This window comes from Paenibacillus sp. sgz302191, from assembly GCF_057749925.1.
This window is the reverse complement of sequence record NZ_JBYLHY010000001.1, coordinates 395,540-413,175: the sequence shown is the minus strand read 5'-3', so window position 1 is coordinate 413,175 and position 17,636 is coordinate 395,540. Positions and strand designations below refer to the sequence as shown.

Sequence of the window (17,636 nt, the reverse complement as noted above, 5' to 3'; positions counted from 1 at the left end):
GAAGCACACTCGATTATGCAGAGATTTCTGCATGTCGGGTGTGCTTTTTTGCACTCTTTAACAGGGGGGAATGCAGAGATTCATGCATCCGGAGGTTAAAAAATATGTAACTGCCATGGAACGGCAAGCCGCTGCCAATGGCCCCGTACGCAAAAGGCTTCATCCAGTCGCCATCCTTTTTCTCGAAGAGGTATGGGGCCCCGTCTTTCATTTTCATTACGAGGGATTGACGCTCGAACATCAGCCGTGCACCGTTTTCCTATGTTCCCGGGAAGACGCCAAAGTGCTGATTGAAATCGCGGATACTTCGGACAACCTGGGCCATACGGTACAGGGCGAGACGAACGAGCAGCTGTTTTGGCAAAATGACCTGATCTTGTCAGGATGGCTTTTTCTGCGGTTCTCCGCCGAACTGATCAAACGGTACCCCGGACTTTGCCAAAAACAGCTGAAGCAAGCGGCCGATTACCGCCATTTACCGCCCAGAACCGCTTCCTCCAGCAAAGAAACCGACATCTGGGAACTTAGAAAAGGGATCGTCATTCAAATGGCCATGCGCCACAACGGCACAATCAGACCGCGCGAAGTTGCAGCCGAGTTCAACATCAGCATCCGTTCCGCAGCCGAATGGCTAAGACGCCTCGCCGTCGAAGGCATGCTCTCCCTCACCGCCGGACCCAAACAGTCCAAGGTGTACAGCTTGAGCGATTCCGTCCGTTGAGTGGACGGAAAAAGCCCGGAAGGACGATACAGGCACCTTTGAAAAACCGCCAAAGTGGAGACAGATTGCCGAGAAAATCGTCCAGATGGACGACACATGCACCTTTGAAAGGGGTGATGCTATTTAGTTGAGAGCCTGCGGACGGCGGGCTAGTTTACAGATGAGAGGATGAGGGTTACCACTAAAATCTATGCTTTGTCTGCTACCGAATAATGGACACCGCGGTGGCGGTTGCTTTGCTAATTTGAGTTGTGTTGGGGGTGAGGCTGGGTTAGTTGGGCTTGCGGAATGCAGGCTAGTTTACATGGTGAGAGGATGAGGATTACCACCAAAATCTATGCTTTGTCTGCTACCGAATAATGGACACCTCTGAGGAAGTCGCTTTTGCTAATTTGAGTTGTGTTGGGGGTGAAGCAGGGTTAGTTGGGATTTCGGATTGCGGGCTAGTTTACAGATGAGAGGATGAGGACTACTACTGCATTGACTGCTGCTGGATGGTGAACCTTCCACGGTGGTCGCTTGTACCAAATCGAATAGTGCTGGTGGTGAGGCAGCTTAGTTGGGCTTGCGGAATGCGGGCTAGTTTATAGATGAGAGGATGAGGATAATTCCAGTTAATTGATGTATGCACGCATGTTGTCAAACGAAAGAAGGTGACCCATCCATTGTTGAAGTTCATGCTTCTGCTTAGAATGCTGCAGCTTTCAAGCTTGCAGCAGAAAAACGCTGACCAAGCAAACCAACAAAACAACAAAAGCCCTCATGCCGCTAGGCGGTACCCATAAAGATGAAAATAATGTATCGCTAGTTATTTTCAAAGTAGTTCCTAAACGAGTTTCACTGAAAAAGGAACCAATAATAGAACGGGCATTAATTTGTATAGAGGTCGATCCGTTGTCTTTTGGAGATTGTCGATCTGCGTTAACCAGCCATGGCGATTCTTTATTTCATTGTTATAGGAAAAGCCGACAATTTGCAGGACTGTCCCAGGACAAAGGTGTGGCCGTTATAGTCGGCGCAGCCGTTCGTTTAGCGCTTGGCAGCTTGTAAAGAAACCTGCGAAAGTGCAGGCTTTTTCGAAGGAAGCGGGCCATTTTAGGGAAAAGCCTGCAAATGTACAGGAATTATCCCTTAATAGAGGGCTAAATCCTAAATGTTAGCAAAAAAGCTGTAGATTTGCAGGAATATTCCGCTGCAAGCGTATCTACGAGCAAAAAGATGTATTTTTGCAGGTTTTCTGCGCCGCGTTAACAGCGAAGCTCTGCCCTAACGGACGAGTTATATCAACAGTCTCAATTTTGCAGGGTTTTCTAAGTGCGATAATGCCTCATCGTGAGAGCTCCGGCTCCTTCTCGACTGAAAAAGGCAAAAAGAAGCCGGATACCAACATGCATCCGGCTGCTCTTGCCGCCGCTATCATTTACTGCGGCTTCTTCATGGTCAAGCTGACGCGGCCTTTTTTCGCGTCCACGCCCAGCACCCACACGGTGACGATGTCTCCGACGGAGACGACGTCCATCGGGTGCTTGACGAAACCGTTCTTGAGCTGGGAAATATGAACGAGGCCGTCGTTCTTGATCCCGATATCGACGAACGCGCCGAAGTCGATGACGTTGCGCACCGTGCCGGTCAATTCCATGCCCGGCACAAGATCCTCAAGCTGCAGCACGTCGGTGCGGAAGATCGGCGCGGGGACTTCGTCCCGCGGATCCCGCCCCGGACGCTGCAGGCTGTCCAGGATGTCCCGCAGCGTCGGGACACCTACGCCCAGCTTCGGAGCGAGCTGCTCCGGCGCAAGACCTTGCAGCAGCTCGCGAAGCTGCTGCGACCCGAGCTGCTCCAGCTCCAGGCGCAGCTCCTTGAACAACCGATCCACCACCTCATAGGACTCCGGGTGGATCGGGGTATTGTCGAGCGGGTTGCGGCCGCCCGGAATCCGCATGAAGCCGACGCACTGCTCGAAGGTTTTCGCGCCAAGGCGCGGAACCTTCGACAGCTCCTGCCGGCTGCCGAACTTGCCGTTCTCCTCGCGATACTTCACGATGTTTTTCGCCAGTGTCGCGTTCACGCCTGACACATAGGACAAAAGCGACGGCGACGCCGTGTTCAGATCGACGCCGACATGGTTGACGGCCGACTCCACGACGGCCTTCAAGTTCTCGTCGAGCCGTTTCTGCGAGACGTCGTGCTGATACTGCCCGACGCCGATCGCCTTCGGCTCGATCTTCACCAGCTCCGCGAGCGGGTCCTGCAGACGCCGCGCAATCGAAATCGCGCTGCGCTCGGCCACGTCGAGCTCCGGGAACTCCGTCTGCGCCAGCTTCGACGCGGAGTAAACGCTCGCCCCCGCTTCGCTGACGATCAAATACTTGAGCTCGCGCTCTTTGATTTCGCCGATCAGCTCCGCAACAAACTGCTCCGTTTCACGGGAAGCCGTCCCGTTGCCAATGACGATCAGCTCTACGCCGTACTTGCTGATCAACTGCTTGAACTTCGCCTTCGCTTCCGCGACCTTATTGTTCGGAGGGGTCGGATAAGTAACGGCGATTTCCAGCATTTTGCCGGTGTCGTCGACGACGGCCAGCTTGCAGCCTGTCCGGTAAGCCGGGTCGACACCGAGCACGACGTGCCCTTTGACCGGCGACTGGAGCAGCAGATTGCGCAGATTTTCCGCGAAAATCTTGATCGCCTGCTCCTCCCCCATCTCGGTCATCACACCGCGCACTTCACGTTCGATGGAAGGCGCGATCAGACGCTTGTAGGCATCTTCGATCACAGCCTGCAGCACATCGCGGACAACCGACGGCCCCTTAATGATCTGCCGGGCCATATATTCGTGAATCCGTTCGATCGGCACATCCATGCCAACCTTCAGCACTTCCTCCCGCTCCCCGCGATTGATCGCGAGAATCCGGTGAGGCGGCAGCTTGCGCACAGGCTCTTGGTACGCATAGTACATTTCATATACGGATTCCTGCTGCGAATCCTTCGCTTCCGTACGCAAAATTCCTTGATCCTGCGTAAATTTCCGTACCCACGCGCGGATTTTGGCATCGTCCGCCACGTTCTCCGCGACGATGTCCATCGCGCCCTGGATCGCCTCCTCGGCGCTTCCTACGCCTTTCTCCGCGTTCACGAAGCGGGCGGCTTCCTGCTCCAGCGAGCCTTGGCGCGGCTGCTTCCAGATCCATTCGGAGAGCGGCTCCAATCCGCGCTCCTTAGCTACGCTCGCTCTCGTCTTCCGCTTCTGGCGGTAAGGCCGGTACAAATCCTCGACCTCCTGCAGCTTCGCCGCCTGTTCGATCGATTGACGCAGCTCGTCCGTAAGCTTGCCCTGCTCGTCGATGAGCCGCACCACTTCGATTTTGCGGTCCTCCAGGTTGCGCAAATATTGCAGCCGCTCTTCAATGTCCCGGAGCTGGTTCTCATCCAGCTCCCCGGTCATCTCTTTCCGGTACCGGGCGATGAACGGAATCGTGTTCCCCTCGTCGAGCAAATCGACGGTCGTTTTCACTTTGCCGGCCGGCAGCTGCAGCTCGGCCGAGATTTGCTTCAGGATGCGCTCGCGGATTTCCGCTTTCTTTTCTTCGGAAAGCTGCGCCTTCCCGCCGCTTTCTTCAGCAGCAACAGCTCCCGCGCTGCCGTCATCTTTTGCAAAAAACATTTTCCTTCTCAACATATCCAATAAAGTCATTCCCTTTTCCCCAATCCTCAGTTATGTAAGTCCAGGAATCTGTCCGACGGAGTTACTTTTGTGAGTTCATCGGACAGATTCCTGGTAGATCGTTCCGAAAAGACGTTCCTACAGGACGATCAGTTAGTCTGCGTTATGGTCCGTTGTTGGTCGTTATGCTGGGCGTAATTTTAAGAACGTTATACTAGGAGTCTGACGGGCGGAGTTACTTTTGTGTATATACTGCCGCTTTCGCTGCATGACGGCGGTCGGTCGACCATATATACCTTCTACGAGGTTCATCGGACAGACTCCTGCCCCGAACAACCAAAAAACGAGGGGATCTGCCACCCTCGTCGGTTCCGGAGCTTATTCAAAATTCTATCAGTCCAACGCTAATTTGCAAAGCATCGTCAACTTTTCGCATCGTTTCCTCGTCCAAATGCGTAATTTTGTCCGTAAGCCGCTGTTTATCGATGGTCCGGATCTGTTCCAGCAGAATGACGGAATCACGATCGAATCCGTGCGTCTCCGCGTCTATTTCTACATGCGTAGGCAGCTTCGCCTTCTGGATTTGCGCCGTAATCGCGGCAACAATCACCGTCGGGCTAAAGCGGTTGCCAATATCGTTCTGGATGACTAGAACAGGACGAACGCCCCCCTGCTCTGATCCTACAACCGGAGAGAGATCTGCAAAAAACACATCGCCACGTTTCACAATCACTGTCTACACCCCGCTTACTAAGCGATCCACCGTATTGTCCGCCTCTGCCTCCGCTTGAAAAGCCTCCGATGCCATGCTGAGATTGATTTTCGCCATCTCCATATAGCCGCGCTGCATGGACTCGCGAATAGTGCGTTTTTTGCGCTCAATCAAGTAGAGCTTCATCGCTTGGCGAATGAACTCACTTCGATTGGAGTTCTCCTTTTCCACGATCCCGTCTACCTCTTGCAGCAAATGGTCGGGCAGACTGATCATGATTCTTTTCGTATTGTGCGCATTGCTCACTCTTTAACCACCCCCGGAAACGATACAAAGACAGTATTACCAGTATGCCATAATGAAAACCAAATTATACAATAAATATATGCTTTGAGTATATCAATTATGTTACACGGGTTGGATATCACATTCTTCATCCCTATTATTCGATATCCGGTTCTGAAACTCCTTTCAAATAAATGCAAAATTTTCGTGGTAATTTTTTCAGCGCTAAAAACGGTGCCGCATCAACGGATTGATGGCGTCTTCACGCACGCCGCCGCGTACGTACACTCTGGCTACCCGGTGCGAAATCATGCACGTAACCTCATAATTGACCGTTCCCAGCAGATCCGCCACATCTTCAGCCGAAATGCACTCCCCCTGCTGCTCGCCGATCAGCACGACCTCATCGCTAATATCAGCATCCGGAACGCCGGTTACATTCGCCATACATTGATCCATGCAAATTCGGCCGACAACCGGCACCCGCTGCCCCCGAATCAATACTTCCGCTTTCTTGGAAAGCATCCGCGAATATCCGTCCGCATAACCGATCGGCAGCGTCGCGATTTTTTCATCGGTCTTCGTATGATAAATCGTCCCATAGCTGATACCGGAGCCCGGCGGCAGCGTTTTAAGGTTCACGATTCCCGTTTTCAGGCTAAGCACCGGTTTCAGGTCGATTTTTTGCCGGTTTACCTCTTCCGAAGGATACAAGCCGTACATACTGATGCCGAGCCGCACCATATTGTAAGTGAGTTCGGGCAGGTCGATCGCCCCCGCGCTGTTGCCCGCGTGAAGGTAAACGAACTCAATTTCTTTTTGCTTAAAATGTTCCACGATCCGTTCGAACTTGCGGTACTGCTCGCGGGTATAGCTCTTATCCGTTTCATCCGCGTTCGCATAATGAGTGAAAAGCCCTTCCACCGCCACATTCGGCAGCGACAACGCCTCCTCGATAAAAGGAATCGCCTCTTGCTCCGCCCGCAATCCAAGCCGGCCCATCCCCGTGTCCAGCTTGATATGAATTTTCAGCTTATGCGCAGTCCCTTGCGCCGTATGCTTCGCTTGCTTTTGCAGCTCCTCCAGCACTTCCCTGCTGTATACCGTAATCGTGATATCCATCTGGCGCGCGATCTCCAGCCCGTCAGGAGGCGTATAACCGAGCACCAGAATCGGCGCCGTAATTCCCGCGTGCCGAAGCTCCAGCGCTTCATCCAAAAACGCAACGCCCAAATAATCGACTCCGGCTTCGATAACCTCTTTAGACACTCCTACGGCCCCATGCCCGTATGCATCCGCCTTCACGACCGCCATCAGCTTCATTCCATCCGGCAGTACCCGCTGAAACCCTTCTATGTTGCTGCGCAGCGCATCCAATGATATTTCCACCCAAGTAGGCCGATAAAAAGCATCCACCGACGTTCACCTCTTCATCTTAAGCAAAACCTGCTTTGTCTGTATATGCAAAGGACAAGGGAAGACCTGCTCTACGTGCGAGCAGGGCTCCCCTTCCTTTTTACGAATCCGTTCGGACCGATAGATCTATGTTAATCCCTTACGTGCAAACCGTCAACTTACTTTCCGGATTGGCCCTGCATAGACATGGCGATGTTGATCATCTCCGATGTCGGCAAATCCGCTGTCGTCAGACGGAACTCCACGCCGTCGTCCGTCCACATCAGCGTCTTTTTCTCATCTCCTGTCAAAACCGCTATCGTAAAGCCCAGATCGACGATGTCGCCCGGCTGCAGGGAAACCGTCTTGGCCTGCGGCCTCACCTCGATAAGGCTGTAGTTGTACTTACCTTTATACCGGAGCAGTACAGCCGGATCTTCGCCGAGCTTCATATCGGTAATGTCCTGCTTCACGACTTCCTTCGGCATATAGGAAGGCTCGATCACGCCGAAGCTTTGCTGCTTGGCAGGCGCTTGCTTGCCGTCCTGAGTCGCTGCTCCTGCCGCCTGGACGCCCGTCTTGGAGGCATCGGCCTGCTTGCCGCTACTGCTGCCGCTGCTTGCCGTCCCGGACGTCTGGCCCGCTTTGCCCGCCGTCAGATCGGATTGGCCGCCGGTCGCCGTCAAGTTCGTGCCGATTGCCGCCTTGCCCGCCGCATCGGCCTGCTTGCCAGTGCTGTCGCCCTGAGCCACGGCATCCGCCATCGTCGGCAGCGTATTCAAATTCCAGCTCGTCATGTTGCGCTCCATTTGGAAGTAATCTTTATCGAACTTCGCATCGAACTCAAAGCGGGTGAAATTCACCTGCACCATCACATTTTGGTTCGCATCGGACACCTGCACTTGCTGCGGCGCCAGATTCTTTTTGTTCAGCCAAATTTTTTGGCGGGATAGCAGCTCATTTTGATAATTGGCCGCAACATCGAATACATAGGACTCGTTATCCGTCGTGAATTGGCGCTCTTTATCCGCAATAATGCTTTTCGCCAGCGATTGGAACAAATAGACCTGGCCTTGATTTTCCGGCCAATCGCTCTGGAAGCGGAAGCTCTTCTTCAAATGAGGCGTCAGCACAAATACGCCCTCTTCATTCCGCAGCACGATCTGCGTGACATCCTTTTGCGCATTCGTCAGCGAAATCCGGTAAAAATGCTCCGGCGAATACGCCACTTCCACCTGATACTCCTGCGGCTGCTGCCCCGTATGCAGAACCATGCTTCCCGATGCCTGGTAGCTGCTCTGCTTGCTGATCACATGATCCAAATCCTTTACAATTGATCCTGCATCCTTCTTCCCGCATCCCGCGAGAACAACTGCTAAGCACAACATGATGGCTACCATCCATGTGACCCGGCGCATTCAATCATCCCCTCAACACAAAATTAAACTCAATTGTACTGAAATTGAACTGCCCCATCATCGGAGCCCGATTTCAGTGTTAGTACATGCATATGAGAGGACTTGGACGATTATGCAGACGAGTTGTGCACTCCAACTGGAAGAGTCAGGCAATTTTCAGCTTGTATTCACGGTTTCTTCACAATCGTTTGGCATGATGTAGAGGATTAGCATTTTTTACATAGATCGGAGGCTGCCCTAAAGTGAATTCCAATCAAAACATTGCACTGCAAGCATCCAGAGGAGTTGCCGCTTGCTTTGTGCTGCTTTTCCACGTGTCATCGATGTCGTATAAATACTTCCAATACGATTTTTTAGGAATCAGCACACTGACGCGTTCGGGAGGCGTCGATTACTTTTTCGTGCTAACCGGATTTTTGCTCTTTAAAACGTACGGACATCAGATCGGCGCCAAAAAAAGCGTGCTTCCATATTTGAGGAACCGGCTGATTCGCATCTACCCATTTTACTGGCTCATTACATTGATCGTGCTTCCCGTTTACTTTCTCGTTCCCAGCTTCGGCTACGGATACGAGACGGAAAAAGGGACGATCATCCGTTCCCTGCTCTTGCTGCCGCAAGCACACGGGCCTATCCTTCCCGTCGCTTGGTCCTTAAGCTACTTTGTTCTGTTCTATGCCCTGTTCAGCGTCATCATGGCCATAGGCAAAACTCCGGCTTATCTCGTTGCTTCCATATGGATCGCTCTAACGATTTGTAATGTCGCGCCTGTCCCATACATAGGTTTCGATATTTCGCGCCATTTTTATCTGAATTTCCTGTTCAGCGAAGTGAACCTGGAATTTGCTCTGGGATGCCTCTTGGCCGGACTGACGCCGTATCTCCGGGGTAAGCGCTACAACCTGCTGCTCGCATCGGCAATGGCCGGTTTCATCGCGATATGGCTGAACAACAAATATATGGCCGTTCCTTTTCACAGCTATTTATTGTACTTGATTCCCGCTACACTGGCGCTGCTGGGGATCGCCTCCATTCCGGAGGACATCAAGCTGCCCCGCTGGGTGCTCAGATTCGGCAAGCTCGGCAATGCATCCTATACGATTTTGCTGACGCATCTGTTGTTCATCTCGGTTATGATGAAGCTTTCCCGAACTACCCATCTGGCCGACAAGCTCGGATACCTGTTAACCGACCTGCTTGTTGTTGTATTTACTTTAATGTTGTGCTATATCGCGTATCATTGGGCCGAAAAACCTTTAGTCGCCCGGATCAAAACGATGGTCACCCTGCAGCGAGTGAAATCCCCGAAACTCGTATCCTAACATAAAAAGGCTGCTTAGGCGCATCTTCCGCCCAGGCAGCCCTTCTATTTTCAACTCCTATTTCAATACCACAAGTACACGATTCCGCAAATGATAGCAGCCCAAAAAAGGGAGCCGAAAATAACACCGATTATCAGGCCTCTTCCAATGGAAGGGTGCTCATTTTCGTAAGCGTCTTCATGATCGATCATAAAAAAACCTCCCCGTACTTAGTATATGTACTAGTATGGGAAGGATACTGGCGAATTATGCTGTCGATTTAAATTTTAATATGCATTTTTATTGACGAAACCGTTGACGATCGTTTTCCAAATGATTTTAATATCAAAAAGAAAAGTCCAATTTTCAATGTAGAAAATGTCGTGCTCGATCCGCTCTTCGATGGATGTATCCCCACGGAGCCCGTTGCTTTGAGCCAAACCCGTGATGCCCGGCCGGATATGATGCTTCACCATGTACTTCGGTATTTCTTCCTTGAACTGTTCCACAAAAAAAGGACGTTCCGGCCGCGGGCCCACTACGCTCATATGTCCGAACAGCACGTTAAAAAACTGTGGCAGCTCGTCCAGACTCGTTTTCCGCAAAAAAGCTCCGAACTTCGTCCGCCGCGGGTCATTCTCGACCGTCCACTGCGTATCCGAAGCCCCCTCCGGCAAAATCTTCATGCTGCGGAACTTGTACATCATGAACCTTCTGCGGTTAAGCCCTACACGCTCTTGCTTGAAAATAACAGGCCCCGGAGACGTCGCCTTAATGACCGCAATGATCACCGCCATAACCGGCAGCGTAATTAGAATTGCAGTGAGCGAGAACGCTACGTCGAACACCCTTTTCAGCAACCGGTTCCTGAACTCGTCCAAAGGAATGTCCCTCACATTGATCAGCGGCATGTCGGCAAAGTTATCGAAGTAAGGACGCGACGGAAGAAAATCGTAAAAGTCCGGAATAATGAGCGTCTTCACGCCGATTTTTTCACACACATTAATGATGGCTCCAAACTTGGGATGCGCGTCAAGCGGCAGTGCTATGATCACCTCGTCGACAATCAGCCTGTTCAAAATCCCTTCCAGATCACTGGTCGTGCCGATGATCGGCTTGTAGTGCTGGTAGGACGGCTCATGCTTCACTTGATAGTCATCCAAAAAACCTACGACCTCGTACCCAAGCTCGGGGTGCTGCTGCAAATTGTTGTAGAACTTGCGCCCCAGTGTCCCGGCCCCCAAAATGAGCACGAATTGCTTGTTGTATCCTTTTTCCCTGAAGCGCTTGAGAGAAATTTTGATCACATACCGGTAAAAACTGACGACCAGAATATTGTTCACGAGAAACAGCAGCAAGTACGAACGCGATATGTCCACTTCTTTAAAAATAAACAAAATGCTGAGCAGCAGCAGCAAACTGAACAAATGCACCTGTACGATTTTCAAAATTTCAAATGAAAACTGCTTTCTTCTTTTCGGCGTATAAAAGTTGACAAAATAGCTGATGCCTATCGCCAACGCTCCGTAAATAAAACTCCACAGCACATAATGCTTGAAAGGGAGCGGGCCGTCAAAAGGAAGCCAGCCGCTGTCGAACTTGAGCCACCACGAAAAAAGAAAAACGAGCTGTATACAAACAAAATCCGTGACCGCGTACATCTGCGTTAAAAAACGCTGGCTCTGGCGAATCAAGCACAATCACCTCAAAACACGTAATTTGTTAACCATCAAGGAAAGCACAAACTTCAGTCCAACCCCCGCATACACCAGCGCATTCACCGGCCATGCGTATTTGCTGCGATAATGCTTCCTATGGAACAAAATCATGGCACGATGAAATTCATAAATGATTTTGTAAGGCTTCTTGCGGCTGCTGGCCCCTTTATAATGTATGATCTGCGTGCGCGGAAAATAATAATTTTGCCACCCGCCCTGCTTGATCCGGTAGCACCAGTCGATATCTTCTCCGTACATGAAAAACTCTTCATCCAGCATCCCCACCTGATCGATCGCCTCGCGGCGCACCAGCATAAACGCTCCGACAAGCGAATCTATCGGATACTCCTGATCCGGGTCCAGATAGCCTAACTGGTACTGATTGAATCGCGGCACATGCGGAAAAAGCTTCGAAAACCCGAACGCATAGTAAAAGGACGCCGACGGCGTCGGAAAGCCGCGTTTGCAAGCTTTGTCCAGCGAACCGTCCGGCAGGACAATCTTGCACCCGCTAGCCCCCACCCTGGGATGCTCGTCCATAAAACGAAGCATAACCTCCAGTGTATCAGGCTGAACAACGGTATCGGAGTTTAGCAATAATATGTATCGCCCGCGGGCTGCCTTCATCCCTTGATTGTTGGCTTTGGCGAAGCCGACATTGTCAGAGTTGGCTATGCAAACGACCTGCGGGAATTGCTCGGCAACGGCCTCAATCATGCCGTCATTTGACGCATTATCAACTAAAATGATTTCATAGTCGCAAGAGACTCTCGACTCCATCACTGACCGAATGCAATTCAAAGTGAGCTCACGTGTGTTATAGTTGACGATGATGATGCTTACATCCATGCTAAAACCTCATTTGTGGTCATGTCTATTACAATTATACCATAGTCATGATCCATTTTTCACATAACAAAAAAGCAAGACCTCCCTAGCAGCCTCGCTTCTAGTATCGCAAACAATAAATTGCGCTCTCAGACGCCTCGAACATATACTCAACTCATAACCCGACAGCGCCGATCAAGGAACTGCTAACTAAACCAGCAATAAAGTTCACTATCGTTTGCTTTTCGTTTACTTTGAACAAGCTTGCGCTTTTTCTTAAGCTCCGGAAGTTTCCGATAAAAGCTCATCCAAGCACCAAGCAGCTTCGGTTCACGAACGAGAGCATAAGCCAGACTTAATAGCTCATAGAAGATTATTGGAAAAATGTGCCGTAAAACAGGCAATAGCCGGTCGTTTTTCCATATCATTTTATAACGGTTGATGTAAGATAACCTTCTCACAAAGAGCGGCTTAGCGCTTCTCCCGCCTTCTTTCCAGCCCCGCTCATGATAAGCCACCGCCCCAGGCTCGAAATACGCCTTCCAGCCCATAAGCCGCGCCCTCCAGGCAACATCCACATCCTCTTTGTAGGCAAAAAAATCCTCATCGAAAAATTCACCGTTGATGCTGATATCATCAATCATTTTACGCGAATACAACGCGGCTGCGCCGGAAACGCCGAAAACTTCCGCTGCCTCCTGATAAGCTTCGTTCGGTTCATTCGCCCCGCGGTCAAAAGCCCTGCGGGCTTTGTTCATTACAAGCCCTGTGCTATCTACAAACTGGCGGTTGCTTTTAAACAAAAGCTTCCCGGTCGCGCTCCCGATTCAAAGGGGTCTCCGTCAAAGTCCCGACCAAAAACTGAATGAATTGTGGCTCCAGCACGACATCGGGATTCAAAATCAGACAATAATCGGCATCGGACAAACGGATGGCCTGATTGTGCCCGCCTGCGAAACCCTGGTTAGCGGCATTCGGAACAATGACACACCTGTCGGACCATTCAGCCAGCCTTTCAAGCGTGCCATCATTTGACGCATTATCCACTACAATGATTTGCTGCACAGGGTAGCTTTGGGCTAAAACAGCCTGCAAGCACTCATTAATATGTTCAGCGCTATTATAAGTGACAATATGAACGCTAACCGTATTCATGCTTCGCTTTCCGCCAGCTGCTTCAGAAAAGCCCTCAGCCCTTCACGCCAAGGCCTAAGATCCTCGAACCCATTCGCCCGTATGGCCAGGTGCTCCATCGCAGAATAGCGAGGTCTGGGGGCTGGTCTGGGAAAATCCTCGGTAGCACAAGGCTCAATCCTCATCTGCTTTCCGCTTTCCTCAAATATCGCACAGGCAAAATCAAACCACGAACAAATGCCCGAATTGGAGGCGTGATAAATGCCGTAGCGTTCCGTCTGCACAAGCTGCTCAAGAAATTGAGCCAAATCTACCGTATACGTCGGCGAACCGACTTGATCACTCACGACTTTAAGCATGTCGCGGTCCTGCGCCAGCTTCAACATCGTTTTAACAAAGTTGGTCCCGTACAGGCCATACACCCAAGAAGTTCTCACGATAAAATATTTGCTCGAAAGGGATTGCACAAGCTGCTCTCCGGCTCTTTTGGACTTGCCATACACACTTTGCGGATTCGTATTATCATACTCCCTATATGGAGCCGAAGCCGCACCGTCAAAAACATAATCCGTACTGATATAGCAAAACTTCGCCCCTGCCCGCTCAGCCGCCGCGGCGACATTTCTTGTGCCAAACGCATTGATTTTATAGGCCAGATCCTCTTCAGTCTCAGCCAAATCCACAGCCGTATACGCCGCACTATGAATAACGACATCCGGCTTCAGCGATGAAATCACTTGATGACAGTGCGCCTCATCCGCAATATCTAACTGATCGCGCCCAAAACCATGCACCTCATGCCGGCCATCCAGCAATTTGACGATATCCCGGCCTAGTTGACCATGCGCCCCAGTAACCAAAACTTTCATCTATTCAGCCCCTAGACGTGTTCCATACTGCTTGGCAAAATATTGCTGATACTCACCGGATTGGATTCGCTTCCACCATTCCTGGTTATCCAAATACCAACGAATCGTTTCCTTGATTCCAGTCTCAAAACGATGCACCGGGTTCCATCCTAATTCCCTCGTAATCTTCGTTGCGTCAATGCCATAGCGTCTGTCGTGACCCGGACGGTCTTTGACATACTGAATCAGAGACTCCGGCTTTCCAAGCTCCTTCAAAATCGTCTGCACGATATGAATATTCGTTCTTTCGTTATTGCCGCCAATGTTGTAGACTTCACCGCTCACACCTTTGTGCAGCACCAAATCGATCGCACTGCAATGATCCTCCACATACAGCCAATCGCGAATATTGAGCCCATCCCCATAAACAGGCAGAGACTTATCATTCAATGCATTGGCAATAATGAGCGGAATTAGCTTCTCCGGGAACTGATACGGACCGTAATTGTTCGAACAGCGAGTAATGTTCACCGGTAAACCAAACGTCTCATGATAAGCCCTGACCATCAAATCCGAGCCTGCTTTACTAGCAGAGTAAGGGCTGTTCGGCGCTAACGGCGTTTCTTCCGTGAATAGACCGGTTTCCCCTAAAGTTCCATACACTTCGTCGGTTGAAACATGAACAAATTTTTGCACATTATATTTCTTGGCAGCCTCTAGCAGCACCTGAGTCCCTAAAACATTCGTCTTCACAAATATTTCCGGCTCCAAAATACTCCGATCCACATGCGACTCCGCGGCAAAATGAACAACAGCATCAACACCTTGCGCAAAAATGCCGTCCACCAGCGCCGAATCCGCGATATCACCTTTAACAAATGTATACTGCGCATTATTTTGTGCGGATGTAAGATTTTCCAAATTCCCCGCGTATGTGAGCGCATCAAGATTAACAATTTCATATTTCGCATAACGATTCAACATATAATGGACAAAATTACTGCCAATAAAGCCGGCCCCGCCGGTTACAACAATTTTCATAACAAATAAGCCTCCAGCCTATTAAAATCTGATCTTCGCTTAAAAATTAATCTCCGCATCCTTAAGAAGCGGGTGCTTTTGATCTTTGTCCGATAAAATCGGCTTGGACGTCGGCCACTTAATGCCTAGCCCCGGATCGTTCCAGAGAATCCCTCTGTCATGTTCAGGAGAGTAATATTCATCGACTTTATAAAGTACCTGCGTATTCTGAACAATCGTGCAAAATCCGTGAGCAAAACCTTGTGGCACAAGAAGCTGACGCTTATTTGCTTCGCTTAAAACGGCCCCCACCCATTGTCCGAAAGTCGGTGAGCTTTTGCGAATATCCACAGCCACATCGTAAATAGCTCCGGAAACAACACGAACAAGTTTTGTCTGCGCCTTAGGGTTCAACTGGTAATGCAAACCACGCAGGACGCCGGTTTCGACGGAGAGAGAGTGGTTGTCTTGGATGAAAGAGCAATCAACGCCTAATTCAGTAAACTTCTGACTGTTGTATGTTTCCATAAAAAAGCCGCGATGATCGCCATGAACATCGGGCTCAATAATGTACAGTCCTTCAATTTTTGTCGGAATGACCTGCATGTCTCGCACCTCTTATGATTTTAGCTTACCAAACTCCTCGCTGAAAACCAAATCCTTAGTCAGCTCATTTGCCTTAGCTAATGAAGCATGGGTTCCTGCATCCGTCCACCAGCCTTGCAGTATGTCATAAGTGAGCTCGTTTCTTTGGATATAAGCATTATTTACATCGGTAATTTCAAGCTCACCTCTACCTGAAGGCTTCAGCGTTTCCACAATATCAAAAACAGTGTTATTAAACATATATATTCCCGTAACCGCATAACTGCTCTTCGGCTTCAAAGGTTTCTCTTCAATGGAAATAATTTTGTCCCCAACTAACTCCGGTACACCATATCTTTGGGGATCAGGTACCTCTTGAATAAGAATTTTCGCACCTTTTTCTTGCTGCCGGAAGTTACTAACGAACGATGAAATGTTATCCTCAAACACGTTATCACCCAGTATAACAACCATGCGATCGTCGCCAACAAAATGTTTGGCTAACCCAAGCGCTTGAGCAATACCGCCAGCTTCATCCTGTACTTTATAAGTAAAGGTAACGCCCATTTCTCTACCGCTTCCAAGAAGGTTTACTACATCACCCATATGCTCCTTGCCCGTTATAATTAGGATATCGGTAATTTTAGCTTCTTTCAACTTTCGAATCCCATAATATATCATTGGATATTTACCCACAGGTAGCAGATGCTTATTGGTAATTTTCGTTAGTGGATATAGACGTGTACCTGTCCCGCCAGCCAAGATTATTCCCTTCATTTTATATCCGTTCCTTTCAATTCGCTCAATTCAAGCCAAACGAAGAATTGAAATCGTTTTAGTCGAATAGAGTTTCTAATATTCTAAAAAGAGCAGGAGTTAATCGCTAACTGCTAATCACGCTAAGTTAATGAGCTGCTTAATAACTGATAGACCATTAGTTCACCCTAAAGTATCCTTTAGAAACTTCCCCACCTTGTCCTAAATGTTTTAGTTTCCTTATTCCCCCCTCCCGTATATAGAATTTTTCATCAAAGTTAATTTATTTTCGAAGGCATGACGAATGATCAATTAATATATACGAAAGATGATGATTTTACTGTTTTATTACAGAATAACACAATATGTTTACATCACTTCGATTTTTAGTGATTATTGTATGAAATAATTATTACAATGTTGCCATTTAAAATAAAAGATGCTTTTCTGAATTGAAATGAATAACATATTGGTTAAACGAACCTTAACTACGTCCTTAAGAAAAACCGTCTTGGAAAATCACCCTAACGGTCTTTTTTCATGCTAATACCTTCTCACCCAGCTTTTGTAATACAGCATCCACTCTGCTCTCCCAAGTATTTTCAAGCGCGCATTTTTCAAGAGAAGTAAGAAATTTCTCATCATGACCTAAAATCATGGCTTCCTCAAGTTTCTGTAGAAAATTTCTTTTGAATCCGCAATTAAAATAGGTTCATATTTTTCTACTTCCGGCAACCTTGTACTGACTATTGGTTTTCTGCCTGCCATGTATTCAAAAATTTTAACAGGAGAGGTTTTAATAGTTATTCTATTCACTTTAAATGGAAGTATTGCCACATTAAATTTAGATAAAATTAAAGGTAACTTCTCATAAGGTTGTCGATCATAATAATAAATATTTTGAATTTCAGGAAGTGAAATATTAGGATATTGTTGCCCTATAAATACGAAGCGCCATTCCGGCCTAGATTTAGCACAGTATTCTATCAATTCGAAATCCACCCATTCAGCCAATGCTCCGTAATATCCAACTATCTTGGTATTCCCCTCTGAAAAAATGAAATTTAAAGAGGTAGCATTAAAGTTACAGTTAGCAAAATCCCCATATTTTACCTCATTTGGAATCATAGCATAATCTTTCCTATATTCGGCCAGCTCCTCCGCAATACTATCAGCTTTAGTTAAAACCAAATTAGCTTTTTCTATGCTATCTTGATGATGCCTTTCAATATTTTCATACTGGTTAAATGT

General features: G+C 48.9%; 17 protein-coding genes. 2 read left to right on the top strand and 15 right to left on the bottom strand.

Translation table 11 applies throughout. The features are described 5' to 3' along the window. Positions 1 to 70 precede the first annotated feature (70 nt). Positions 71 to 721 (top strand): hypothetical protein, encoded by a 651-nt coding sequence (locus tag AC3G2T_RS01730; RefSeq protein ID WP_488434314.1) that lies wholly within the window; start codon positions 71 to 73, stop codon positions 719 to 721. 1,420 nt (positions 722 to 2,141) lie between these two features. Here the strand turns inward: AC3G2T_RS01730 and AC3G2T_RS01725 are convergent. The 5 genes from AC3G2T_RS01725 to AC3G2T_RS01705 form a co-directional block, all read right to left on the bottom strand. Beyond that, positions 2,142 to 4,415 carry a Tex family protein gene (locus AC3G2T_RS01725; RefSeq protein ID WP_488434313.1) on the bottom strand — a complete coding sequence of 758 codons (2,274 nt, stop codon included), beginning with the start codon at positions 4,413 to 4,415 and terminating at the stop codon, positions 2,142 to 2,144. A 352-nt stretch (positions 4,416 to 4,767) separates the two neighbouring features. Next, positions 4,768 to 5,118: a type II toxin-antitoxin system PemK/MazF family toxin gene (locus tag AC3G2T_RS01720; RefSeq protein ID WP_028553893.1), complete on the bottom strand. Its 351-nt coding sequence runs from the start codon at positions 5,116 to 5,118 to the stop codon at positions 4,768 to 4,770. Positions 5,119 to 5,121: 3 nt separating this feature from the next. After that, positions 5,122 to 5,403, bottom strand: a complete 282-nt coding sequence (locus AC3G2T_RS01715; RefSeq protein ID WP_488434312.1) for a CopG family ribbon-helix-helix protein — start codon at positions 5,401 to 5,403, stop codon at positions 5,122 to 5,124. 204 nt (positions 5,404 to 5,607) lie between these two features. Beyond that, a complete protein-coding gene (alr, locus tag AC3G2T_RS01710) occupies positions 5,608 to 6,798 on the bottom strand; it encodes an alanine racemase (protein WP_488434311.1) in 1,191 nt (396 codons plus the stop codon). 158 nt (positions 6,799 to 6,956) lie between these two features. Beyond that, a complete protein-coding gene (locus AC3G2T_RS01705; protein ID WP_488434310.1) occupies positions 6,957 to 8,195 on the bottom strand; it encodes an outer membrane lipoprotein-sorting protein in 1,239 nt (412 codons plus the stop codon). Positions 8,196 to 8,437: 242 nt separating this feature from the next. On the opposite strand from AC3G2T_RS01705, the gene AC3G2T_RS01700 reads away from it, so the two are divergent. Then, on the top strand, positions 8,438 to 9,517 hold the full coding sequence (locus AC3G2T_RS01700) for an acyltransferase family protein (protein WP_488434309.1): 1,080 nt from the start codon (positions 8,438 to 8,440) through the stop codon (positions 9,515 to 9,517). Positions 9,518 to 9,579: 62 nt separating this feature from the next. On the opposite strand, the gene AC3G2T_RS01695 is transcribed toward AC3G2T_RS01700, so the two are convergent. The 10 genes from AC3G2T_RS01695 to AC3G2T_RS01650 all read right to left on the bottom strand — a co-directional run bounded on the left by AC3G2T_RS01695 (position 9,580) and on the right by AC3G2T_RS01650 (position 17,576). Further along, on the bottom strand, positions 9,580 to 9,708 hold the full coding sequence (locus AC3G2T_RS01695) for a hypothetical protein (protein ID WP_474683942.1): 129 nt from the start codon (positions 9,706 to 9,708) through the stop codon (positions 9,580 to 9,582). Between the two features lie 75 nt (positions 9,709 to 9,783). After that, on the bottom strand, positions 9,784 to 11,190 hold the full coding sequence (locus AC3G2T_RS01690; protein ID WP_488434308.1) for an undecaprenyl-phosphate glucose phosphotransferase: 1,407 nt from the start codon (positions 11,188 to 11,190) through the stop codon (positions 9,784 to 9,786). 6 nt (positions 11,191 to 11,196) lie between these two features. Continuing rightward, positions 11,197 to 12,063 (bottom strand): glycosyltransferase family 2 protein, encoded by an 867-nt coding sequence (locus AC3G2T_RS01685; protein WP_488434307.1) that lies wholly within the window; start codon positions 12,061 to 12,063, stop codon positions 11,197 to 11,199. Between the two features lie 185 nt (positions 12,064 to 12,248). After that, positions 12,249 to 12,845, bottom strand: a complete 597-nt coding sequence (locus tag AC3G2T_RS01680; protein ID WP_488434306.1) for a glycosyltransferase family 2 protein — start codon at positions 12,843 to 12,845, stop codon at positions 12,249 to 12,251. Continuing rightward, the gene (locus tag AC3G2T_RS01675; protein WP_488434305.1) at positions 12,838 to 13,197 is read right to left on the bottom strand and encodes a glycosyltransferase family 2 protein; all 360 of its coding nucleotides are present in this window, start codon (positions 13,195 to 13,197) and stop codon (positions 12,838 to 12,840) included. Before AC3G2T_RS01675 ends, AC3G2T_RS01680 begins: the two co-directional genes overlap by 8 nt. Then, positions 13,194 to 14,045 (bottom strand): dTDP-4-dehydrorhamnose reductase, encoded by an 852-nt coding sequence (gene rfbD / locus AC3G2T_RS01670; protein ID WP_488434304.1) that lies wholly within the window; start codon positions 14,043 to 14,045, stop codon positions 13,194 to 13,196. The genes AC3G2T_RS01675 and rfbD overlap by 4 nt, the downstream gene beginning before the upstream one ends. Next, entirely contained in the window at positions 14,046 to 15,065 is a 1,020-nt protein-coding gene (gene rfbB / locus AC3G2T_RS01665; protein WP_488434303.1) for a dTDP-glucose 4,6-dehydratase, read from the bottom strand. A 39-nt stretch (positions 15,066 to 15,104) separates the two neighbouring features. Then, positions 15,105 to 15,650: a dTDP-4-dehydrorhamnose 3,5-epimerase gene (gene rfbC / locus AC3G2T_RS01660; protein ID WP_488434302.1), complete on the bottom strand. Its 546-nt coding sequence runs from the start codon at positions 15,648 to 15,650 to the stop codon at positions 15,105 to 15,107. A 12-nt stretch (positions 15,651 to 15,662) separates the two neighbouring features. Next, positions 15,663 to 16,406, bottom strand: a complete 744-nt coding sequence (locus tag AC3G2T_RS01655; RefSeq protein WP_488434301.1) for a sugar phosphate nucleotidyltransferase — start codon at positions 16,404 to 16,406, stop codon at positions 15,663 to 15,665. Positions 16,407 to 17,039: 633 nt separating this feature from the next. Beyond that, complete coding sequence (locus tag AC3G2T_RS01650; RefSeq protein ID WP_474683933.1) at positions 17,040 to 17,576, bottom strand: glycosyltransferase; 537 nt, start codon at positions 17,574 to 17,576, stop codon at positions 17,040 to 17,042. Positions 17,577 to 17,636 lie beyond the last annotated feature (60 nt).